7 protein-coding genes are annotated in these 24,099 nt (G+C 72.9%); 1 reads left to right on the top strand and 6 read right to left on the bottom strand.

Features of this window, described 5'->3' with window-relative positions; translation table 11 throughout:
- Nucleotides 1-16,152, bottom strand: a 16,152-nt coding sequence (locus ACFYXB_RS41485) for an SDR family NAD(P)-dependent oxidoreductase (protein ID WP_389590334.1), incomplete at its 3' end; no start/stop codon positions are given.
- 118 nt (nt 16,153-16,270) lie between these two features.
- Nucleotides 16,271-17,611 (bottom strand): methylaspartate mutase, encoded by a 1,341-nt coding sequence (locus tag ACFYXB_RS41480; RefSeq protein WP_389590332.1) that lies wholly within the window; start codon nt 17,609-17,611, stop codon nt 16,271-16,273.
- 162 nt (nt 17,612-17,773) lie between these two features.
- Here ACFYXB_RS41480 and ACFYXB_RS41475 point away from each other — a divergent pair, with 162 nt between their 5' ends.
- A complete protein-coding gene (locus ACFYXB_RS41475; RefSeq protein ID WP_389590342.1) occupies nt 17,774-18,955 on the top strand; it encodes an RNA-guided endonuclease InsQ/TnpB family protein in 1,182 nt (393 codons plus the stop codon).
- Between the two features lie 28 nt (nt 18,956-18,983).
- Here the strand turns inward: ACFYXB_RS41475 and ACFYXB_RS41470 are convergent, their stop codons facing one another.
- The 4 genes from ACFYXB_RS41470 to ACFYXB_RS41455 form a co-directional block, all read right to left on the bottom strand.
- The gene (locus ACFYXB_RS41470; protein ID WP_389590330.1) at nt 18,984-19,496 is read right to left on the bottom strand and encodes a cobalamin B12-binding domain-containing protein; all 513 of its coding nucleotides are present in this window, start codon (nt 19,494-19,496) and stop codon (nt 18,984-18,986) included.
- Nucleotides 19,489-20,742 carry a type III PLP-dependent enzyme gene (locus tag ACFYXB_RS41465; RefSeq protein WP_389590328.1) on the bottom strand — a complete coding sequence of 418 codons (1,254 nt, stop codon included), beginning with the start codon at nt 20,740-20,742 and terminating at the stop codon, nt 19,489-19,491. The genes ACFYXB_RS41470 and ACFYXB_RS41465 overlap by 8 nt, the downstream gene beginning before the upstream one ends.
- The gene (locus tag ACFYXB_RS41460; protein ID WP_389590327.1) at nt 20,739-22,223 is read right to left on the bottom strand and encodes an AMP-binding protein; all 1,485 of its coding nucleotides are present in this window, start codon (nt 22,221-22,223) and stop codon (nt 20,739-20,741) included. The genes ACFYXB_RS41465 and ACFYXB_RS41460 overlap by 4 nt, the downstream gene beginning before the upstream one ends.
- Before the next feature lie 307 nt (nt 22,224-22,530).
- Nucleotides 22,531-23,766, bottom strand: a complete 1,236-nt coding sequence (locus tag ACFYXB_RS41455; protein ID WP_389590325.1) for an FAD-dependent monooxygenase — start codon at nt 23,764-23,766, stop codon at nt 22,531-22,533.
- Nucleotides 23,767-24,099: the final 333 nt, after the last annotated feature.

Here is a 24,099-nt window from a genome sequence, read left to right as displayed (position 1 = left end):
GTAGTCGAACATCAGCGTCGCGGGCAGCCGGATCCCGCTGGCCTCGGCCAGGCCGTTGCGCAGCTCGATCGCCGCCAGCGAGTCGAGACCCAGCTCGGTGAAGCCGCGCTTGACGTCGATCGCATGGGGCTCGTCGTGGCGGACGAGGGCAACGTGGAAGCGCACGAGGTCGAGGACGACGCGCAGCTGCTCGGCCTCCTCGAGCCCGGCCAGCTCGTCGACCAGGGACTTCGGCTCCTCGACGACGGGCACGGCCGGGCGGCTCGGCGCGACGGCCGGCGGATTCAGTTCCTCCAGCAGGAAGCGGGCCAGCGCCTCGGAGTTGGGGTAGTCGAACATCAGCGTCGCGGGCAGCCGGATCCCGCTGGCCTCGGCCAGGCCGTTGCGCAGCTCGATCGCCGCCAGCGAGTCGAGACCCAGCTCCGTGAAGCCGCGCCGCACGTCGATCGTCGCGGGCTCGGCATGCCGGACGAGCGCGACGTGAAAGCGCACCAGGTCCAGGACGATGCGCAGCTGCTCGGCCTCCTCGAGCCCGGCCAGCTCGTCGACCAGGGACTTCGGCTCCTCGACGGCAGGTGCCTGGGCCGACCGCGCGGCGGTGCGGGCCGGGCCGCGCGGCGCCGCGGGTGCGGTGCGGGCGACGTCCCGCAGCAGGGCCGGCGGTTCCGCCGAGTCCCTGAGCGCTTCCCGGTCGAGTGCGAGGGGTGCGAGCAGTGCCGCGTCGACGGTCAGGGCCGCATCCAGCAGGACGAGTCCTTGGTCCGGGTCCATCGCCGGGATGCCGAGATGCCGCTGACGCTCGACGACCGCGTCGCTGAGGGCGGCTGCCATGCCGTCGCCCGCCCACAGGTGCCAGACCAGCGCGGTGGCCGCGAGGCCCTGGGCGCGGCGGTGCTGGGCGAGCGCGTTGAGGAACACGTTGCCCGCGGCGTAGGAGGCCTGGCCTCCGTTGTCGAAGAAGCCGGTGGTGGAGGAGAAGAGCACGAAGGCCTTCAGGTCCAGCTCGCGGGTGAGTTCGTGCAGGTACCAGGCCGCGTCGGTCTTGGGCCGCAGTACGGCGTCCACCCGGTCGGCGGTGAGCGCGGTGACGAGCCCGTCGTCGACGATGCCGGCGGCGTGCACGACGCCGCTCAGCGGGTGCTCGGCGGGGACGGCCGCGATCAGGTCCGCAACCGCCCGACGGTCCGACACGTCGGCGGCCGTGACGGTGACGTCGGCGCCCAACCCGGCGAGCTCGTCGCGGAGTTCGGCGGCACCGGGCGCGTCCGGGCCCCGGCGGCTGGTCAGCACCAGGTGCCGTACACCGTGCTCGGCCACCAGATGCCGGGCCACCAGCGCGCCCAGACCGCCGGTGCCGCCGGTGACCAGCACCGAGCCGGTGCCGTCCCACGGCAGTTCTGCGGTACCGCCCGCTTCGACGGCGGCCAGCCGCTGGACGTGCGCGCGGCCGTCCCGCAGTGCCAGTTCGCTCTCGCCGGAGGCGGCAGCGGCGGCGACGGCCCCCGCGGAGGCCTCGGTGCCGTCGACGTCCAGCAGGACGAACCGCCCCGGGTTCTCCGCCTGCGCCGAGCGCACCAGACCCCACACCGGGGCCTGCGTGACGTCCGGGTCCTCGTCGTCGGTGACCGCGACGGCGCCCCGGGTCTGCACCACGAGCGTGGAGGCGGCGAACCTGGCGTCGGTGAGCCAGAGTTGGGCCGCCGCCAGGACATCGAGGGTGACCGTCCGGGCCGCCTCGCCCAGGTCGCCGGTGCCGGAGGGCACCGGGAGCAGGACGTACGGCGGGACGGTCCCGTCCGTGTCGCGCACCGCGTCGAACAGGGGCAGGGTGCCGCCGTCCGGGGTGAGCGCTGGGCCCTGCGGCCAGGTGAAGCGGAACACCGAGTCGGCCCCGGCGGCGGGGCCCGCGGTGAGCTGCCGCGGCGAGGCGGGCCGGGAGACCAGCGCGTCGATGGTGGCCACCGGCTGTCCGGTCGCGTCGGCGAGGTGCAGCCGGGTGACGTCGTCGCCGCCGATCCGGCGCAGGTGGACGCGGAGTTCGGTGGCTCCGGCGGCGTGCAGGGTGATCCCGTTCCAGACGAACGGCAGCACGGTGCTGTCGGAGTCGTCGAGCAGGTCCACGTGGCTGGCGGCGTCGAGCAGGGCGGGGTGCAGCCCGAACCGGGCCGCCTCCGCATACGCCGACGACGGCAGAGCCACCTCGGCGAACACGTCCTCACCCCGCCGCCAGGCGGCCTTCAGCCCCTGGAACACCGGCCCGTACCCATAACCTCGGCCCGCCAACGCCTCGTACGCGCCCTCCACGGCCAACGGCTCGGCATCGGCGGGCGGCCACTGCACCAGATCGAACCCGGGTGTCTCGACATTCGGCGCCACCGAACCCGACGCGTGCCGCACCCACGCCCCGGAGGAACCCTCCTCCCGCGAGTGGACACTCACAGTGCGCACGCCCGCCGCGTCGGGGCCGCCGACGACGACCTGCAGGGCGACCGCGCCCTGCTCGGGCAGCACGAGCGGCGCCTGAAGCGTCAGCTCCTCCAGCCGGCCGCAACCGACCTCGTCACCGGCCCGCACCGCCAGCTCCACGAACGCCGTACCCGGCAGCAACACACTGCCCAGCACCACGTGATCCGCGACCCACGAACCGGCCACCGACAACCGCCCCGTCAGCACCACACCGCCATCGGGCAGCGACAGGACCGCGCCCAGCAGCGGGTGCCCGGCGTCGACGAGACCGAGCCCGGCGGCATCGGTCGCACCGACGGTCTCGGGCTCCTGCGGGGTGAGCCAGAAGTGCCGCTTCTCGAAGGCGTAGGGGGGCAGGTCGACCCGCCGGGCGCCCGGGTACACGGCGGCCCGGTCGGGCTTCGCGCCCAGGGCGTGCAACTGCCCCAGCATCGACGCCACTTCCCGGGTCTCGGGCCGGCCGCGGCGCAGCGCGGCCACGAACACCGCCTCCTCGGCGGACTGCCGGCCCATCGCGGTGAGTACGGCGTCCGGGCCCAGCTCCACGAAGGTGCCGACACCGGCCGACTCCAGCACCTTGACGGCGTCGTCGAAGCGGACGGCTTCGCGGACGTGGCGGACCCAGTACTCCGGGTCGGACAGCTCGCCGCTCACCGCAGTGCCGGTGAGGGTGGAGACGATCGGAATGGACGGGGTGCCGTACGACAACTCCTGGGCGATGGCACGGAATTCGTCGAGCATCGGCTCCATCAACGGCGAGTGGAAGGCATGGGAGACCTTCAGGCGGGTCGTCTTACGGCCCAGGCCCTCGAAATGCGCCTTGATGCGTAGGGCTTCCGCCTCGACGCCCGAGACGACCACGGACGTAGGCCCGTTGACGGCCGCGATACCGATGCCGTCGACCAGCAGCGGACGAACCTCGTCCTCCGTGGCCTGCACGGCGACCATCGCCCCGCCCTCCGGCAGAGCCTGCATCAAACGGCCACGCGCAGAAACCAGCCTGGCCGCGTCCGTCAGCGACAGGACACCCGAGACATGCGCGGCCGCGAACTCACCGATCGAGTGGCCGGCCAGGTAGTCGGGCTTGATACCCCACGACTCCACGAGCCGGTACAGCGCCACCTCGACCGCGAACAGCGCAGGCTGAGTGAACTCCGTACGACTCAGCCGCCCGGCGTCCTCACCCCAGATGACATCCCGCAGCGGCAGATCCAGCTCGGCGAGCACGGCATCGAAGGCCTCCGCGAACACCGGGAACGCGTCGTAGAGTTCGCGTCCCATACCGACGCGCTGCGCCCCCTGCCCCGTGAACAGGAACGCCGTCAGGCGGTCGCTACGGTCGCGGGCGGTGACGGCGCCGGGCCAGGGGCGGCCTTCCGCCAGGGCGGTGAGGGCGCGCGCGGCCTCGTCGCGGTCGGCGGCGGTCAGGGCGACGCGGTGGTCGAGGGCCGCGCGCGAGGTCGCCAGGGAGGAGGCGACGTCGAGCAGGCTCAGCTCGGGGTGCTCCTCCAGGTGGGCGCGGAGCCGGTCCGCCTGGGCGGGCAGGCTCTGGGCGTTCTTGGCGGTGAGCAGCAGGGGCAGTACGGGCCAGGCAGGGCCCGCCGGGGAGGTCTTCGTCGGGTCCGGTTCCGCCGGTTCCGGGGCCTGTTCGAGGATGACGTGGGCGTTGGTGCCGCTCAGGCCGAAGGAGGAGACGGCGGCCCGGCGCGGGCCGGTGTGCTCCGGCCACGGCATGGGCTCGGTCAACAGCCGCACCGCACCGGCCGACCAGTCCACGTTGGGCGAGGGCTCGTCGACGTGGAGGGTCTTCGGCAGATACGCGTGCCGCAGGGCCATGATCGCCTTGATCACGCCGCTGACACCGGCCGCGGCCTGGGCGTGCCCGATGTTCGACTTGATGGAGCCGAGCCAGACCGGCCGGTCCTCGGGGCGGTCCTGGCCGTAGGTGGCGAGCAGCGCCTGTGCCTCGATCGGGTCGCCGAGGCGGGTGCCGGTGCCGTGGCCCTCGATCAGGGCGACGTCGCCCGTGCCGAGGCCGGCCGCCTTCAGGGCCTGTTCGATGACCCGTTCCTGGGAGGGGCCGTTGGGCGCGGTCAGGCCGTTGCTGGCGCCGTCCTGGTTGATCGCCGAGCCCTTGATCACGGCGAGCACGGGGTGCCCGGCCGCGCGGGCGTCCGAAAGGCGCTCCACGGCGAGCAGGCCGATGCCCTCGGACCAGCCGGTGCCGTCGGCGGCGCCGGCGAAGGACTTGCAGTGGGCGTCGGGCGCAAGCCCGCGCTGCTGGCTGAAGTCCACGAAGATGTCCGGGGTCGGCATCACGGTGACACCGCCGGCCAGCGCCATGTCGACCTCGCCCTGGCGCAGCGCCTGGCAGGCCATGTGCAGGGCGACCAGGGAGGACGAGCAGGCCGTGTCGACGGTGACCGCGGGTCCCTCGAGGCCGAGCGTGTAGGAGACGCGCCCGGAGGCGATACTGCCCGCGCTGCCGTTGCCGAGGTAGGCGGCCAGGTCGTCGGAGACCTGCCCGGCCTGGGTGGCGTACTCGTGGTACATCGAGCCGACGTACACGCCGGTCCGGGTGCCGCGCATGGCCGTGGGGTCGGTGCCGGTGCGCTCGAGGGCCTCCCAGGCGGCCTCCAGCAGCAGGCGCTGCTGCGGGTCCATGGCCAGGGCCTCGCGCGGCATGATGTCGAAGAACTCGGGGTCGAACTCGCCCGCGTCGTGCAGGAAACCGCCCTCGACGGTGTAGGTGCGGCCCGGGGTGCCCGGCTCGGGGTCGAAGACGCCCTCCGGGTCCCAGCCGCGGTCGGTGGGGAACGGGGTGATCGCGGTGCGCTCGTCGAGGAGCATCTGCCACAGGTCGTCCGCGGAGCGTACGCCGCCGGGGAAGCGGCAGCTGATGCCGACGACCGCGATCGGGTCGTCCCCGCCGGTGGCCGCCTTGGGGGCGGTGCGGCCCGCGGCCGGGCGCGCGGAGCCCGCGGTGGCGCCGGACTTCTCTTTGATGAGGGCGGCGACGGCGCGGCAGTTCGGGTGGTCGAAGACGAGGGTGGCGGGCAGCTTCAGGCCGGTGGCCGCGCCCAGCGCGTTGCGCAGCTCGACGGCTGCGAGGGAGTCGAAGCCCAGTTCGCGGAACGCCTTCTCCGGGCTGACGGACTCCGCGCCGGTGTGTCCGAGGACGGCGGCGACCTGGGTGCGGACCAGTTCGAGTACGGTGCGGTCGCGGTCGGCGTCGCTCAGCCCGGCCAGCCGCTCGGCGAAGCCGCCCGCGCCGCCGGCCTGGGCCGCCTTGGCACTGCGGCGGCCGGTGCCGCGGACCAGGCCGCGCAGCAGCGCGGGCGGTTCGTCGGTCCGGGCGCCCAGTGCGGCGCGGTCGACGCGCACCGGGATGATCTGGTGGGCGCCGGTGGCGAGGGCCACGTCGAACAGGGCGAGGGCCTCGGTGGCGTCCAGGGCGGGCAGGCCGAGCCGGCGCATCCGCTCGAGGTCTGCGTCGGTGACGGCGCCCATGCCGGTGTCGACGCTCCACATGCCGAACGCGAGTGCGGTGGCGGCCAGTCCTGCTCCCCTGCGCCGGTGGGCGAGCGCGTCGAGGAAGACGTTGGCGGCCGCGTAGTTGGCCTGCCCGGCGGCGAGGACGGTGCCGCCCGCCGAGGAGAACAGTACGAAGGCCGTCAGGTCCAGTTCGCGGGTGAGTTCGTGCAGGTGCCAGGCGGCGTCGGCCTTCGGACGCAGCACGGTGTCGAACCGCTCGGGGGTGAGCTCGCCGACCAGCCCGCTGTCGGTCACGCCGGCCGCGTGGACGACGCCGGTCAGCGGGTGCTCGGCGGGGACGGCCGCGATCAGATCCGCCACCGCCTGACGATCCGACACATCGGCGGCGGCCACGGTGACTTCGGCGCCCAGACGTGCGAGCTCGTCGCGTAGTTCGGCGGCGCCCGGTGCGTCCGGGCCCCGGCGGCTGGTCAGGATCAGGTGCCGTACGCCGTGCTCGGCCACCAGATGCCGGGCGATCAGCGCGCCCAGGCCGCCGGTGCCGCCGGTGACCAGCACCGAGCCGGTGCCGTCCCACGGCAGCTGCGTACCCTCGCCCGGGTCTGCGGGGACCAGCCTCGGTACGGCGAAGTGGCCTCCGTGGACGGCGAGTTCCGGCTCTCCGGAGGTGGCCGCGGCGGCCAGGACGGCGAGGGATTCGTCCCGCCCGTCGGTGTCCAGCAGCGCGAACCGGCCCTGGTTCTCCGCCTCCGCGGCCCGCACCAGACCCCACACCGGCGCCTGGGCCAGGTCGAGGGTGTCAAAGAGGCGGGCGGCGACCGCGTACCGGGTGACGACGACGAGCCGGGAGCCGGAGAACCGCTCGTCAGCCAGCCACGCGCGCACCGTCTCCAGGACGGCGGCGGACTGGGCGCGGGTCGCCTCCAGGACGTCGTCCTCGGCGAGGGACAGCAGGGGCGCGAGCACCGTGCGGGGCACCTCACCGCCCTGGTCGACCCACGCGCCGAGCGCGGCGAGGTCGTCGAACTCGGGTATCTCATCGCCGAGTTCGGGCAGTCCGGGCAGTCGTACGACGGTTTCCGCGACCGCCTCCGGGAGCGGCAGCTCCTTCCAGGAGACCCGGAACAGGGACTCGTCGCGGCGGTTGCCGGCCGCGGCGAGCTGCTCGGGGGCGACTGCGCGCGAGACCAGTTCCTCTACGGTCGCGACCGGCTGCCCGGTGGCGTCGGCGACCCACATCGCGGACAGCTCGTCGCCGCGCACCCGACGGATGTGGACGCGGAGTTCGGTGGCTCCGGTGGCGTGCAGGGTGATCCCGTTCCAGGAGAACGGCAGCAGGGTGTCGCCGTCCGCTGCGCCGTCCTCACCGAGCAGGTCGGCGTGCATGGCGGCGTCGAGCAGGGCGGGGTGCAGCCCGAACCGGGCCGCCTCCGCATACGCCGACGACGGCAGAGCCACCTCGGCGAACACGTCCTCACCCCGCCGCCAGGCCGCCTTCAGCCCCTGGAACACCGGCCCGTACCCATAACCTCGGCCCGCCAGCGCCTCGTACGCGCCCTCCACGGCCAACGGCTCGGCATCGGCGGGCGGCCACTGCACCAGATCGAACCCGGGTGTCTCGACATTCGGCGCCACCGAACCCGACGCGTGCCGCACCCACGCCCCGGAGGAACCCTCCTCCCGCGAGTGGACACTCACAGTGCGCGCACCGGTGGCGTCCGGGCCGCCGACGACGACCTGGACCTGGACCGCACCGCGCTCGGGCACCGCCAGCGGCGCCTGAAGCGTCAGCTCCTCCAGCCGGCCGCAACCGACCTCGTCACCGGCCCGCACCGCCAGCTCCACGAACGCCGTACCCGGCAGCAGCACACTGCCCAGCACCACGTGATCCGCGACCCACGAGCCGCCCGCCGACAACCGCCCCGTCAGCACCACACCGCCATCGGGCTCGGGCGAGCTGACCAGGGCGCTGAGCACCGGGTGGTCGACCGGGGTCAGACCGGCGGAACCGACGTCGCCCGCACCGGAGCCGGTGGCGTCCAGCCAGTAGCGGTGGCGCTGGAAGGCGTAGGTCGGCAGGTCGGTGCGCGGCGGCACGTTCTCGGGGGCGCCGTAGTAGGCGGCCCAGTCGACGCGAACACCGAGGGCGTGCAGCCTGCCCAGCGCGGACACCGCCTCGCGGCTCTCGTCGCGGTCGCGGCGCAGCGCGGGGACGAAGGCGCCTTCGGCGGTCTGCTGACCCATCGCGGTCAGGACCGCGTCCGGACCGAGCTCGAGGAAGCGGGTGACACCCTTGTCCGCCAGCACCTTGACGGCGTCGGCGAAGCGGACGGCTTCGCGGACGTGGCGGACCCAGTACTCCGGGTCGGACAGATCGTCGCTCACCGCAGTGCCGGTGAGGGTGGAGACGATCGGGACGGACGGGGTGCCGTACGACAACTCCTGGGCGATGGCACGGAATTCGTCGAGCATCGGCTCCATCAACGGCGAGTGGAAAGCGTGCGACACCTTCAGGCGGGTCGTCTTACGGCCCTCGGCTTCGAAGTGCGCCTTGATGCGTAGGGCTTCCGATTCGACGCCCGAGACGACCACGGACGTAGGCCCGTTGACGGCCGCGATACCGATGCCGTCGGCCAGCAGCGGACGAACCTCGTCCTCCGTGGCCTGCACGGCGACCATCGCCCCGCCCTCCGGCAGGGCCTGCATCAACCGGCCACGCGCAGAAACCAGCCTGGCCGCGTCCCTCAGTGACAGGACACCCGAGACATGCGCGGCCGCGAACTCACCGATCGAGTGGCCGGCCAGATAGTCGGGCTTGACACCCCACGACTCCACCAGCCGGTACAGCGCCACCTCGATCGCGAACAGCGCAGGCTGCGTGAACTCCGTACGACCCAGCCGCCCGGCGTCCTCACCCCAGATGACATCCCGCAGCGGCAGATCCAGCTCGGCGAGCACGCCGTCGAAGGCCTCCGCGAACACCGGGAACGCGTCGTAGAGTTCGCGTCCCATACCGACGCGCTGCGCCCCCTGCCCCGTGAACAGGAAGGCGAGCTTTCCGGTGGTCGCCTCGGTGATGGACTGGCCCGTGGCGATGGACTCCAGGGCCTGGGCGAGTTCGGTCCGGTCGGTGCCGGTGGCGACCGCGGTGTGGTCGAGGGCAGCTCGGGAAGTGACCAGGGCGAGGCCCGCGGAGGCGAGGTCGTCGTCGGGGAGCGTGGCGAGGTAGGACCGCAGCCGCTCCGCCTGGGCGCGCACCGCCTGTGAGGTCTTGCCGGACACCGGCCAGGTCACCAGCGGCGCCCCGACCCGGGCGGGCTCGGGGGCCGGCTCCTCGGTGGCCTCCTCCACGATCACGTGGGCGTTGGTGCCGCTGATGCCGAAGGAGGAGACGCCGGCCCGGCGCGGACGGCCCGGCGTCGCGGGCCACTCCTGGGCCTCGGTCAGCAGCTGGACCGCGCCGTCGGACCAGTCGACCTTGGAGCTGGGCGCGTCGACGTGCAGGGTCTTGGGCAGGACGCCGTTGCGGAGCGCCTCGACCATCTTGATGATGCCGGCGACGCCCGCAGCGGCCTGTGTGTGACCGAAGTTGGACTTGATGGAGCCCAGCCGCAGCGGGGCGCCGTTCTCGGGGCGCTGCCTGCCGTAGGTGTTGAGGAGCGCCTGGGCCTCGATCGGGTCGCCGAGGGTGGTGCCCGTGCCGTGCGCCTCGACCGCGTCCACGTCGGCGGCGGTCAGATCGGCCGCGGCCAGGGCCTGTTCGATGACCCGTTCCTGGGAGGGGCCGTTGGGCGCGGTCAGGCCGTTGCTGGCGCCGTCCTGGTTGACGGCGGTGCCCTTGACCACGGCGAGGACTCGGTGGCCGTTGCGGCGGGCGTCGGACAGGCGCTCGAGCAGCAGCATGCCCGCGCCCTCGCCCCAGCCGGTGCCGTCGGCGGCGGCGGCGAACGACTTGCAGCGGCCGTCGGAGGCGAGGCCCCGCTGACGGCTCATGTCGACGAACGTGTCCGGCGTCGCCATCACGGTGACACCGCCCGCCAGGGCGAGGGAGCACTCGGAGCGTCGCAGCGCCTGAATCGCCCAGTGCAGGGCGACCAGGGAGGAGGAGCAGGCCGTGTCGACGGTGACCGCGGGGCCTTCGAGCCCGAAGACGTAGGAGAGGCGGCCGGAGACGACGCTGGCGAGGCTGCCGTTGCCGATGTAGCCCGCGACCTCCTCGGGCACCTCGTTCAGGCGGGTGGCCCAGTCGTGGTACATCACTCCGGCGAAGACGCCGGTGTCGCTGCCGTGCACGGAGCGCGGGTCGATCCCGGCGCGCTCGAACGCCTCCCAGGTGATCTCCAGCAGCAGCCGCTGCTGCGGGTCCATGCCGAGGGCCTCGCGCGGACTGACGCCGAACAGCTCCGGGTCGAAGTCGGCGGCGTCGTGCAGGAAGCCGCCCTCGTTGCTGGAGCTCTTGCCGGAGACGCCCGGCTCGGGGTCGTACAGGCTCTGGTCCCAGCCGCGGTCGGTGGGCCAGGCGGTGACGGCGTCGCGGCCCTCGGCGACCAGCCGCCACAGGTCCTCGGGGGTCTCGACCCCGCCCGGGTAGCGGCAGCTCATGGCGACGATCGCGATCGGCTCGTCGTCGTGTGCCGGTGCGGCTGTGGCGGCGGGCCTACGGGCCGGGGCGGTGCCGTCGCCGGTCAGGCGGGAGCTGAGGTGGGCGGCGAGTGCCTTCGGGTTGGGGTAGTCGAAGATCAGGGTGGCGGGCAGCCGCAGACCGGTGGCGGCCTTGAGCTGGTTGCGCAGTTCCACGGCGGCCAGGGAGTCGAAGCCGGTCTCGCTGAACGCGCGGCCCGGTTCGACGGCGGCGGCGCTGTCGTGGCCGAGTACGGCGGCGACCTGAGCGCGGACCAGGTCGAGGAGCGCCTCCGCGCGCTCGGCGTCGGGCAGTCCGGCGAGGCTGTGGGCGAGGCCCTCGGCGACGGGGACGCCGTGCTCGCCGGCCACGGCGGCGCGGCGCACCGGGGTGCGGGCCAGGCGGGACAGCAGCGGCGGTACGCCGTCGGTGCGGCTCTCGAGGGCGTGCCGGTCCACGCGGACCGGTATCTGCACGGCGCGGTCGACGGTCAGGGCGGCGTCGAGCAGGGCGAGGTTCTCGTCGGGCCCGAGCGGTTCCAGGCCGAGGCGGGCGATGCGCTGCAGGGCGGCCCGGTCGAGCTGGGCGCCCATGCCGCGGTCGCCGGTCCACAGACCCCAGGCGAGGGAGGTGGCCGCGAGGCCCCGCTCCCGGCGGTGCTGGGCGAGTGCGTCGAGGAAGACGTTGGCGGCCGCGTAGTTGCCCTGTCCGGCGCCGTCCAGGTAGCCGGCGGTGGAGGAGTACAGGACGAAGGCCTTCAGGCCCAGGTCCCTGGTGAGTTCGTGCAGGTGCCAGGCCGCGTCGGCCTTCGGCCGCAGTACGGTGTCGAGCCGGTCGGCGGTGAGCGCGGTGACGAGCCCGTCGTCGACGATGCCGGCGGTGTGCACGACGCCGGTCAGTGGGTGCTCGGCGGGGACGGCGGCGATCAGGTCCGCCAGCGCCCGACGGTCCGACACGTCGGCGGCGGTGATGGTGACGTCGGCGCCCAACTCGGTGAGCTCGTCGCGGAGTTCGGCGGCACTGGGGGCGTCCGGGCCACGGCGGCTGGTGAGGATCAGGTGCCGTACGCCGTGCTCGGCCACCAGATGCCGGGCGATCAGCGCGCCCAGGCCGCCGGTGCCGCCGGTGACCAGCACCGAGCCGGTGCCGTCCCACGGCAGCTGCGTACCCTCGCCCGGGTCCGCGGGGACCAGGCGCGGGGCGAGGAAACGGCCCTCGCGCAGGGCGAGTTCTGGCTCGTCGGACGCGGCGGCGAAGGCGATGTCCTGGATGGAGGCCTCGGCGGTGTCGATGTCCAGCAGGACGATCCGGCCCGGGTTCTCGGCCTGCGCCGAGCGCACCAGACCCCACACCGGGGCCTGAGTGACGTCGACGGTGTCAAAGAGGCCGGTGGAGACCGCGTCCCGCGTGACCACGACGAGCCGGGACTCGGCGTCCTCGTCCCACAGGCGCTCCGTCAGCCGGTCGAGGACCTCACCGGTGGTGGCGCGCATGGCGGCGGGCACGTCCCCGCCCGCCGGGGCGGTGACCGCGAGGACGGCGGGCTGCCGGTCGGCGGCGGCTCCGGACGCCGGGACCTCGTACCAGTCCAGACGCATCGGCAGTTCGGTGTGGGCGCGGGCGGCGCGCAGGGCGTCCTCGGCGACCGGCCGCACCAGGAAGCCGTCCACCCGGGCCACGGGGGCGCCCGCGGTGTCGTACAGCGTCAGGGCGGCCGCGTCGGGGCCGTCGGGCACGATTCGGACGCGCAGCACGGAGGCGCCCGTCGAGTACAGCGACACCCCGGTCCAGGCGAACGGCAGCCGCGTCTCGGTGGGCTCCGGCTCGTCGACGGCCAGGTCGGTGGACTGCAGGACGGCGTCGAGCAGCGCCGGGTGCAGGGCGAACGCGGCGGCATCCGCGGCCGCGTCGGCGGGCAGCGCCACCTCGGCGAACGCCTCGTCGCCAGCCCGCCACACGGCGCGCAGGCCCTGGAAGGAGGGGCCGTAGCCGTAGCCCTGCCCGGCCATCCGCTCGTACAGGCCGGTGAGGTCGACCGGCCGGGCGCCGGCCGGCGGCCACTGGCCCTGGCCCGGCAGGGGCGCCGGGGCGGGAGCCGGTTCGGGGCTGAGGACGGCGGCGGCGTGCTCGGTCCAGGGGGCGTCGTCCGGGGCGGACTCGGCGCGCGAGTGGAAGGTGAGGTCGCGGCGGCCGTCGGTGTCGGGGGCGGAGACCACGGCCTGGAGCACGACGCCGCCCTGCGGCAGGGCCAGCGGGGTCAGCAGGTTGAGCTCGTCGATGTGCGCGCAGCCGACCTGGTTGCCGGCCTGCACGGCGAGTTCCACGAACGCGGTGCCGGGCAGCAGGGCGACGCCGGAGATGCGGTGGTCGGCCAGCCACGGCTGAGTGTGCAGCGACAGCCGGCCGGTGAGCACGGTGCCGCCCGCGCCGGCCAGCGGTACGGCCGCGCCCAGCAGCGGGTGGTCGAGGGCGATCTGCCCGTGTGCGGTGGCATCGCCCGTGGCGGCCGGGGCCTGCAGCCAGTAACGGCGGCCCTGGAAGGGGTAGGTGGGCAACTCGACGCGGGGCAGGTCGGCCGGGTGCAGGGCGGCGAAGTCGACGGCGGCGCCGCGGGTATGCACTTCAGCGAGGGCGGTGAGCAGTTCGCGCCGGCCGTCGCGGCCACGGCGCTGGGCGGCGACGAAGGCGAGGTCCTCGCCGTCCGCCGCGTCGGCGACGGCGGTAGGGGCCATCGCGGACAGCACCGCGTCCGGGCCGACCTCGAGGAAGGTGGTGACGCCGGCCTCGCGCAGGGCGCGGGTGCCGTCGGCGAAGCGGACGGCCTCGCGGACGTGGCGGACCCAGTACTCGGGGGAGCACAGTTCGGCGGCGGTGGCGATCCGGCCGGTGACGTTGGAGACCACCGGGATCGCCGGGGCCTTGAAGTCGAGGACGCTCGCCACCCGGGCGAACTCGGTGAGCATCGGCTCCATCAGCGGCGAGTGGAAGGCGTGGCTGACCCGCAGCCGCTTGGTCTTGCGGCCCTCGGCCGTGAAGTGGGCCTGGATGCGCAGGACTTCGGTCTCGTCGCCGGAGACGACCACGGCGTCGGGGCCGTTGACGGCGGCGATGCTCACGCGCTCGCCGAGGTGGGCGCGCACCTCCTCCTCGGTGGCCTGTACGGCGGCCATGGCGCCGTCCGCCGGGAGCGCCTGCATCAGACGGCCGCGGGCGGCGACCAGGGTGGCGGCGTCGTCCAGGTTCAGCACGCCGGCGACGTGGGCGGCGCTCAGTTCGCCGAGGGAGTGCCCGGCGAGGTAGTCGGGCTTCAGACCCCACGACTCCAGCAGCCGGAACAGGGCGACCTCAAGGGCGAACAGGGCGCTCTGCGCGTACGCCGTCTGGTCGAGCAGCCCCGCGTCGGCGGAGCCCTCGGGGGCGAACAGCACGTCCCACAAGGAGCGTTCGAGCTGGAGGTCGAGGTGACCGATGGCGGCGTCCAGCGCCTTCGCGAACACCGGGTACGTCTCGTAGAGTGTGCGTCCCATCTCGGCGAACTGGCTGCCCTGACCGGTGAACAGGAACGCGAGCCGCCCGCCGTCGACCGACCTGAAGGTGAGCGCCCGGTCGGTGCCTCCGTCGGCGGCGGCGGCCGTCAGGGCACGTATCAGCTCCGCCCGGTTTTCGGCGACGACGACGGCGCGGTGCCGGTGCACGGCGCGGGTGGCGGCCAGGGAGTGGCCGAGCACGTGGGCGTCGACCTCGTCCCGCTCCCGCAGCAGTTCCAGCAGCTGCCCGGCCTGCGCGCGCAGGGCGCCCTCACCGCGCGCGGAGAAGGCGACGGGGACGGGGACCGTACGGGGCTGCTCCGACGGTTTCGTCTCGTCCTCGGCAGGCTCCGGCGGCGCTTCCTCGATGATCACGTGGGCGTTGGTTCCGCTGACGCCGAAGGAGGAGACGGCGGCGCGGCGGGGGGCCTCGGCACAATCCCAGGGCAGGGGCTCGGTCAGGAGTTCCACCGTGCCGGCGGACCAGTCCACGTTCGGGGACGGCGCGTCGACGTGCAAGGTGCGCGGCAGCACCGCCTCCCGCATCGCCATGATCACCTTGATCACGCCGGCGGCACCGGCGGCGGCCTGGGTGTGCCCGATGTTCGACTTGACCGAGCCGAGCCGCAGCGGCCGTTCGGCGTCGCGGCCCCGGCCGTACGTCGCGATGAGGGCGTGCGCCTCGATCGGGTCGCCCAGCGTGGTGCCCGTGCCGTGCGCCTCGACCAGGTCGACGTCGGCGCCGGTGAGGCCCGCGTCGGCGAGGGCGGCACGCACCACCCGCTGCTGGGCGGGGCCGCTCGGCGCGGTGATGCCGTTGCTGGCGCCATCCTGGTTGACGGCGGAGCCCTTCACCAGGGCGAGGACACGGTGGCCGTTGCGGCGGGCGTCCGAGAGTCGCTCCAGGACGAGGACGCCGACGCCCTCGGCGAACCCGGTGCCGTCGGCGGCGGCCGCGAAGGGCTTGCAGACACCGTCGGGAGCGAGGCCCCGCTGACGGCTGAAGGAGGTGAAGACACCGGGGCTGCCCATGACGGCGACACCGCCGGCCAGGGCGAGCGTGGACTCCCCCGCGCGCAGCGACTGCACGGCCAGGTGCAGCGCGACCAGCGAGGAGGAGCAGGCGGTGTCGACGGTGAGGGTCGGTCCGTCCAGGTCCAGGGTGTAGGCGACCCGCCCGGAGATGACGCTGGGCGCGTTGCCGGTCAGCAGGTATCCGTCGAGCCCGTCGGGCGCCTCGTGCAGCCGGACGCCGTACTCCTGCGGCTCGGCGCCGATGAACACGGACGTACGAGTGCCACGCAGCCGGTCCGGGTCGGTGCCGGTGCGCTCCAGGGCCTCCCAGACGGTCTCCAGGACGAGGCGCTGCTGCGGGTCCATGGTGAGGGCCTCGCGCGGGGAGATCCCGAAGAACTCCGCGTCGAACTCGCCCGCGTCGGGGAGGAATCCGCCGTGCCGGACGTACGTCGTTCCGGGCGTCTCGGGGTCCGGGTGGTACAGCCCCTCCAGGTCCCAGCCGCGGTCGGCGGGGAAGGGCTCGATGACGTGCCGGCCCTCGGCGACGAGCTGCCACAGCTGCTCGGGGGAGCGCACGCCGCCCGGGTAGCGGCAGCCGATGCCGACGACGGCGATCGGCTCGTCGGCGTCCCCGCGCCGCGCGGCCGGTGCGGGGACGGTCTCCGGCGCCGCCGGCAGCCCGAGCACCTCGGTGCGCAGGTGCTCGGCGAGCGCGGCCGGGGTGGGGTGGTCGAAGCCGACGGTGGGCGGCAGGGACAGCCCGGTGGCGGTGTTCAACCGCTGCTGCAGCGCAACCAGTCCGAGCGAGTCGAGGCCCTGGTCCCGGAAGGGGCGGTCCGGCACGAAGGCCCGCGGCTGCTCCTCCTGGCCCGTCCCGGACGCTATCTGCCGCTGCACCTCCGCCGCGCGGGAGCACACCAGATCGAGCAGGAGGCGCAGTTGCTCCCCCGGCGGAAGCGACTCGAGTCGGGCACGCTCAAGGGCAGAAACAAAGCTTCCGTACCCGCTCATCTGCATACTCCACACCCTGTTGCGATATCGCGGAAAAACATGAATCGGTGAAAGGCCGGTGGCAGACCGGGACTTGTGACTCTAGGTCGGCTGCGAGCGCTTCCCCTACCCCTATCCGCCCCTACCCGGCCCATTAATTTCGGGCGAGTTCCCCGACCCGTGGATCGCCGAGTTCGCCCTGGGGATCGTCGTAGGCCATCCGTACGTGGAAGAGATCCTTCAATAGATCCGCCGAGCCGATTTTCCGTACGGCGGTCCGCTCGGCGATTCCGCGCAGGGGAAGGTTTCCGGTCCCGGCCCAGCGCAGCCTGCCGTCGGGGTCGATGTGGCTGCGCGCCCGGCCCGCGTTGTCGGGGTGCACGCAGTACGGCACGTCGAGGTAGCCGCGGCGGAAGGCGACGAGGAGGGCTTGCCCGATGTCCTCGTGCAGGTTCAGCACCGCGTCGACCAGGGCGCGCGCCTCGCGGTAGGTCTGGGTGTCCGTGTGCTCGTGGGCCGCCGGGTCGCCCGGCTCGGTGGCCCGGGCGATGGCGGTGGCGTACTCGAGGGCCAGCACGTTCTCCGTGACGGTCGGGATACGGCGGGCCTCGGCGACGGTCTTGACGATCAGGCGCGGCGCACCGGTGGTGACCGCGAGGGCGGCGGCGCGGCCGAGCAGCCGGTGGGCGCCCCGGTAGGTCTCCGGATAGACGCCCATGTAGGCGTAGATGACGATGTGCCAGTTGGTGGTGGGCAGCAGCTCGGCGCAGAGCCGGCGCAGCGCCAGCACCGCCTCCTGATCTTGGCCCATGTCGGTCTGCTGGGCGTAGCTCAGGGACAGCGAGCGGATGCCGTGCCGGGCGAAGAACAGCGCCTCGAGCAGGCTGATCGCGACCAGCTGGGAGGGCGGGCACAGCTGGCCCATCATGCAGCCGCCGAAGGTCTCCAGGTGTGGTTCGACCCCGATGTCGCGCAGCCAGGAGTACAGCTCGCAGCAGTCCTCCCAGTTGCGCACCGACTCCGCGAGCGGGATCCGGCCGTAGGGCAGGCAGTACGAGACGGGGCCGCCCTCGGTGGCGTTCAGACGCAGCCGGGACAGGGCCCGGAAGATGTCCAGCGGGGTGGCCGAACCGTGCCGGACCTGGACGGGGAACGTGGCGTCGCGGATGCCGTCGAGCACCGCGTCCGTGGTGGCCGCGGGGTGGTTGACGACGGGGTATCCGTTGAGGCTGATGCCCTCGCGCAGGGCTGTCTCCACGGCCTCCAGGTCGCCGACGCGGGTGTAGCTGTCCAGGGTGAGGGTGCCCACGGTGGCACCGTCGGCGAGCTTGGTGGCGAGGAGTCCCTCACGCATCCTGGCCGGGTCGCCGAAGCCCATGCGGGGCTGGACCACGAGCCGGTCGGCGGCGCCCCGGCGGCGGACGAACTCACCGAAGTCGGCCGGGCGTTCGGCGCGTTCGGCGGCCCCGTCCGGCTGCGGGAGGTGATCGGTCATCGGGTTCCTCCGTGGATACTCCGCCCTTCAGGGCGGAGAGGAAACGGGCTCCTGCGGAGCAGGGCAGGAAAAGAGGGATTCGCCCTCAGGGCGGATCACCGTTGGCCAGCCAACTCGCTGCAGATGGTCACTAGTTGGCGTGATAGTTTGTGAGCCGTGACCGTGAAGCGGGCGTTCACGTACCGCTTCTATCCGGCTGATGCGCAGGCAGCCGAGCTGTCGCGCACGTTCGGATGCGTGCGCAAGGTCTACAACATGGCGCTCGCGGCCCGTACGCAGGCGTGGGCGCGGCAGGAGCGGGTCAACTACCACCAGACGTCGGCGATGCTGACAGCGTGGAAGAAGACCGCGGAACTCGCGTACCTCGACGAGGTGTCCTCGGTGCCGCTCCAGCAGGCGCTGCGGCACGTGCAGGTGGCGTTCAACAACTTCTTCGGCAAGCGGGCGAAGTACCCGCGTTTCAAGTCGCGGAAGAAGTCGCGGAAGTCGGCCGAGTACACGACCAGCGCGTTCCGCTTCCGGGACGGGAATCTGACTCTCGCCAAGATGGCGCAGCCACTGGACATCGTGTGGTCGCGTCCCCTGCCCGAGGGTGCGCAGCCCTCGACGGTGACGGTGTCCCAGGACGCGGCCGGCCGCTGGTTCGTCTCCCTGCTGTGCGAGGACGCCGGTGTGAAGCCGCTTGCCGCCACGGATACGGCGGTTGGTATCGACGTGGGCCTGGACCACCTGCTGACCCTCTCCACCGGGGAGAAGATCGCCAACCCCCGTCACGAGCGCCTGGACCGGGCCCGCCTCGCGAAGGCCCAGCGACACCTTGCCCGCAAGGCCAGGGGTGAGGGAGCCAACCGGGCCAAGGCCCGCCGCAAGGTCGCCAAGATCTACGTCCGGATCACCGACCGGCGCCGTGACCACCTGCACAAGCTGACCACTCGACTCGTGCGCGAAAACCAAACGCTCGTGATCGAGGACCTGACCGTGCGCAACATGGCCAGGAACCGGAAGCTCGCCCGCGCCATCAGCGATGCCGCGTGGGCCGACTTCCGGAGCATGCTGGAGTACAAAGCCGCCTGGTACGGGCGGGAAGTGATCGCGGTCGACCGTTACTTCCCCTCCTCCAAGCTGTGCTCTCACTGCGGCGCCCTCGCCGAGAAGATGCCGCTGAGCGTCCGCACCTGGACGTGCCACTGCGGCACCACCCACGACCGGGACGTGAACGCAGCGAAGAACCTTCTGGCCGCCGGACGGGCGGTTGCAGCCTGTGGAGCCGGTGTAAGACCTCAACGGAGAACTCCGGGCGGGCAGTCGGCGATGAAACAGGAAGTCTCACGGCGCGAGCCGTAAGAATCTCCCCCCTCCAGGGCGGAGAGCGTCAAGCGCTGATCCTGAGCGGGTCGCCGTGGGTCAGTTCGGCCTGCGGCCGGGCCTGCAGGAAGGTGCGGAAGTCGGCGACCGGGTCCTGGCCGTCCTCGAAGACGGCGTCGAATCCGGCCCGGGTCAGCTCCAGCACCCGGCTGACGCCCTCGGGGCCGTCCGTGCCGAGCTTGCCGCCGATCACGACGGGGGTCTCCTCGAGCTCCGCGCGGTCGCGCAGCAGCTCGATGACCCGCATGCCGTCCTGGTAGCCGTGCCCGTTGACGCTGCTGATCACGACCATCTCCGGGTCGTGGGCAAGGCATTCGGCGACCAGCAGTTCGTCGGGCACGCAGGGGCCGAGGTTGACCACGTCGTAGCCGCACTCCTCGATGAGCAGCTGCAGGAAGACGAGGTTCCAGGTGTGGGAGTCGGAGGCGACGGAGGAGACGATCACGGTCCCCCGGGGACGGTCGGAAAAACCGTCCGCGGCGTCCGGGAGCCGGCCGGCGGGCGTGGAGAGCTCAGTCACCGGCGGCCTCCCGCCGCTGCGGGACGCGCGTGTGCTCGATGCGCGTCGCGGAGACGACCTCGCCGCCGCTGACGGCGACCTCGACCGGCGCGGGCCGGCCGAGGAACATCAGCAGGCTGGAAGTGGGCCCGTAGGCGCCGGTGTTGCCGACCCGCACCAGGTCGCCGGGGGCGAGTCCGGCCGGGACCTCGATCTGCCGGCCCAGGATGTCGCCGGGCGTGCACAGCGGCCCGACCAGGCTGGCCTTCTCCGTCTCGGCGCCGGTGTCGACGTGCACGGTGACCGGCAGCAGCCGGCCGAGGCCCGACATGCCACCGAAGGTGTTGATGCCGGCGTCGAGGATGACGAACTTCTTGCCCCGGCTGACCTTGACGTTGCTGACCCGCGCCACGAGCGTGCCGCTGTCGCCGGACAGGTAGCGGCCCGACTCGACCGCCAGCCTCGGCGTGCCCTCGCGCCACAGCGGGAAGTGCACGTCGAGGGCGGCCTCGAGCTCGCCGCGCAGCTTGGGATAGCGGGCGCGCTCGCCGTGCTGGGCGTACGGCACGGAGAACCCGCCGCCGACGTCGATCAGCCGCAGCGGGACGCCCAGGTCCTCCTGCATGGCCGCGGCGACCTCGAGGGTGTGGGTGAGCTCCTCGATCAGGGCGGCCTCGTCGCGGGCGTTGCTCTGCGAGAACAGGTGCAGTCCGGCCACCCGGGTGCCGGGGACCTCGCGCAGCCGCGCCGCGATGTCCGCGACGGTCTCGCTGTCGATGCCGAACTGGGTGGGCGTGCCGGTCATGCGGATGCTGGTGGTGGCGCCGGCCGTGGCGCTGTTGATCCGCAGCAGGCAGTCGGCGACGGTGCCCTGGGCCAGCGCCGCGGCGCCGATGTGCTCCAGGTCGGTCAGTGACTCGGCGGAGAAGTGGCGCACCCCGGCGGCGATGGCCTCGGCCAGTTCGCCGTCGGTCTTGCCGGGGCCGGTGTAGAGGATGTCGGAGCCCGGGTAGCCGGCCTCGAGGGCGGCGGCGAGTTCTCCGGTTGAGCTGATCTCGGCCCGGCAGGCGGGGCCGTCGCCGTCGCGCAGGGCGCGGGCGAGATCCGGGTGCGGGTTGGCTTTGAAGGCGTAGTACACCTCGAAGCCCTCCGGCAGCCAGCCGAACAGGTCGTGCCGCGCGGCACGGACCCGGTCGAGGTCGTACACGTACAGCGGGGTGCCGTACTCCTCGGCCAGCCGGGCCGGGTCGAAGGCGGGTTGGCTCATAACGCACTCCCGTCGAGCAGCAGGGCGAGTTCCTGCCGGGCGTTCTTTCCGTTCTGGGTGAGCGGGAACTCGGTGAGAACCCGGCAGATCGCGGGCACCTTCGCGGGCTCGAGGCGGCGGGCCAGCTCCTTGCGGACGGCGCCGGGGGTGAGGTCGGCCTCGACGAACAGGGCGAGGTCGTGCTTGTCGCTGGGCGGCAGCGCGGCGGCGGCCCGGATGCCGGGGACGTCCATGGCGGCGGCCTCGATCTCGACGGTGCTCATGCGGAAGCCCTTCCGCTTGAACATGTCGTCGCGGCGGCCCTCGAAGTACAGGTAGCCGTCCCCGTCGAGCCGGCCGTAGTCGCCGGTGTGCAGGCGCCGTTCGCCGGTGGCGGGGTCGGTGCGGAACGCCTTGGCGGTGTTCTCGTCGTTGCGCCAGTAGCCGGGCATGACGTGCGGGCCGACGGCGACGATCTCACCGACCTCCCCGGCCGGCACGGGGCTGCCGTCGCCGTCCAGGATCAGCACCTGGGTGCCGGGCAGCGGCAGGCCGCTGGAACCGGGGCGCTCGCGATCCTCCTCGGGCGGCATGACGGTGATCCGCTTGGCCTCGGTCTGGCCGTACTGGCGCACCACCCGGGCTCCGGGGAAGTGCGCGCGCAGCGTGTCGATGGTGGCCTGAGGCAGCGCGGCGCCGGTGTTGGTGAACATCCGCACCGGTGCCTGCCCGCCGGGGGAGCGCTCGGCGAGGGTGACGAGCATCGTGGCGAGCGAGGGGACGAGGGGGACGACCGTGGCGCCGACCTCGCGCATCCGGCGCAGCAGCTGCAGGTCGGAGTCCCGCTCGGCGAGAACCACCTCGCAACGGACGGCGCAGGTCATCAGGACCTTGTACAGGCCGTAGTCCCAGGACATCGGGAAGCGGCACAGCACCACGTCGTCGCTGCGGTAACCGAGGGCCTCTGTCAGGGCGCGGGTGGCGAAGGCGACCTGGGCGTGCGGGCAGATCACGGCCTTGGGCGCGGCGGTCGAGCCGGAGGTGTAGATGAGGGTCGCCACGTCGTCGGGGCGTACCTCCGGGTCGGTGAACGTGGCGTCCAGCGCGCGCAGTCGCTCCACCTCGGGCCACAGGGCGGCCATCCGCTCGATGGGGCGGGTGGTCGCCTCGGCCAGCTTCTCGGCGGTCGCCTCGTCGCCGATGACCAGGGCGGGCTCGGCGTTGCCGATGACGTGGCGCAGGTGGAAGGCCTTCATCGACGGGTTGAGCGGTACGAAGACAGCCCCGCACCGCAGGGCGCCGTGGAACATGGCGACCAGTTCGCGGCCGGTGGGCAGTTGCAGCACGACGCGGTCGCCGCGGCGCACTCCGCGGTCGCTCAGCCAGCGGGCGAAGGCCCGGCTGTGGGCGGCCAGTTCGCGGTACGTCCACACGCCGTGCGCATCACGGACCGCGGGGGCGTTCGGCGTTTTCTCCTCGGCGTCGTCCAGAAGTCCGTGCACGAGTTCGCCGTGCGCCGGCGGGTCGGAATGTATTCCGTTTTCTTCAAGATGCAGGTGGCCGACCAACGCCGCACCCCCGATTTGAGTTTGTGGGTCGGTACATGAAAAGGGAGGGTCCCGAAAACCCCGACAGCCACGGTATGGGAGGCGCAGCAGTGGTCACACCCCTATCTCCCCCTAGGAAGCGGGATGGTGGGCCGCCATAGGGTCCTCGAATTCGTCTGGAGTGCCACCGGAAAAACAACACGGGCGGGCCCCGGCGCGATACCCAAGGCATCGCGCCGGGGCGGACCCTGCCCGCGGTGGCTCAGCGGGCGTACTGCGACGCGACCGGCACGGGCCGCGGGTAGTCCTTCAACTCGATGTTGGTGGCGGACTTCACCGTCAGGCGGGCCAGGTATCCGGCCAGCAGCGGGGCGTTGAGGACCTTGTAGGCGCGGTTGCGGCGGCGGATGCGGGCCGCGGTGGACGGGGCCAGCATCGGTCCGGCGCCTGCGGCGGTCTTCTGGCAGCCCTGCGCGAACTCCCGGATCCGTGCCTCGTACGCGGCGAAGGCGGCCTTGTGGTCGGGGTGGGTGGCCAGTTCGCCGGCGAGGACGTAGGCGCAGACGACGGCGAGTCCGGTGCCCATGCCGCCCATGGTGGCGCCGTAGCCGGCGTCGCCCAGCAGCACCACGCGGCCCTTGGAGAAGCGGTCCATGCGGATCTGGGCGACGGCGTCCAGGTAGAGGTCGTCGGCCTGCTCGAGGGCCGTCAGCACCTGCGGCACCTCCCAGCCCAGGCCCGCGTACCGCTCGGCGAGCAACCGCTTCTGGGCGGCGATGTCGTGCCGGTCGTAGACCAGGGGCTTCTTGGACTCGAAGACCATCAGGACGCCTGCCGTACGGGGGTCGCGGCCGTAGTTGTTGAGGCACACGCCGCGGCCGGGGGCGTTGAACCAGCGTGCGGTGCGGTCCAGGCCGAGGTGGTTGGGGGCGTCGAAGCCGGCCACGTAGTAGCCGAGGTGATGCAGGAACTGCGACTCGTCCCCGAAGGCGAGGCGGCGCACGTTGGAGTGCAGGCCGTCGGCGCCCACCACCAGGTCGAAGGTGCGGGGTGCGGAGCGCTCGAAGGCGACGTGGACCTCGTCGGCGGTCTCGGTGAGCGAGGCGATGGAGTCGCCGAAGACGTACTCCACGCTGTCCCTGGTGCGTTCGTACAGGATGCGGGAGAGGTCGCCGCGGAAGATCTCCACGTCGCCGCTCATGAACGACGGGTCGAGCCGCATCTGCCCGGTGCCGGCCTCGTCGACGAAGGTCTGCTCGCCCATGTAGGTCTGGTGCCGGTTCACCTCGTCCCAGATGCCCATGCGCTCCAGCACCGTGCGGTGCACTTGGCCGCGGAAGTCCACGGCGAAGCCGCCGCCGCGCAGCGCGGGGGCCTTTTCGACGACGGTGACCTCGTAGCCGTAGCGGCTCAGCCACAGGGCCAGGGCGGGGCCTGCGATGCTCGCGCCGGAGATGAGGACGCGGCGGCCGGCGGTGGTGAAGGTCTGCTCGTTCATGAGGGGCTCCTCTTCCATTCGGTGACGCTGTCGGCTTCCTGGAAAAGAGGTTGCCCGGGTCCGCTGACCGCTCAGGCACCGTCCGCTGACCGCGGCTGACCGATCACCGTCAGCCCCGCTTTCCACGGACCCGAGCCGCCGTAGCTGTAGGCAGCCGTTCACCGAGTTTCAATGAATCTCAGTGATTCGCCCATTGCTGGGCGAAGGTCCCCGCCTCACTCAATACCGGGAGGTATCAATGCGGGGTAGACGCTTCAACGCCACCTGCCCCGCTGGGCGGGGTCTTACGGTCGGCTCCACGTCCGTTTCGCGTCTCCGGGCCACTCCCGGCGA

Source organism: Streptomyces sp. NPDC002619 (assembly GCF_042889305.1).
Taxonomy (GTDB): Bacteria; Actinomycetota; Actinomycetes; order Streptomycetales; family Streptomycetaceae; genus Streptomyces.
Note: the sequence above shows the minus strand (reverse complement) of the source record. Positions and strands in the feature narration are given on the sequence as shown.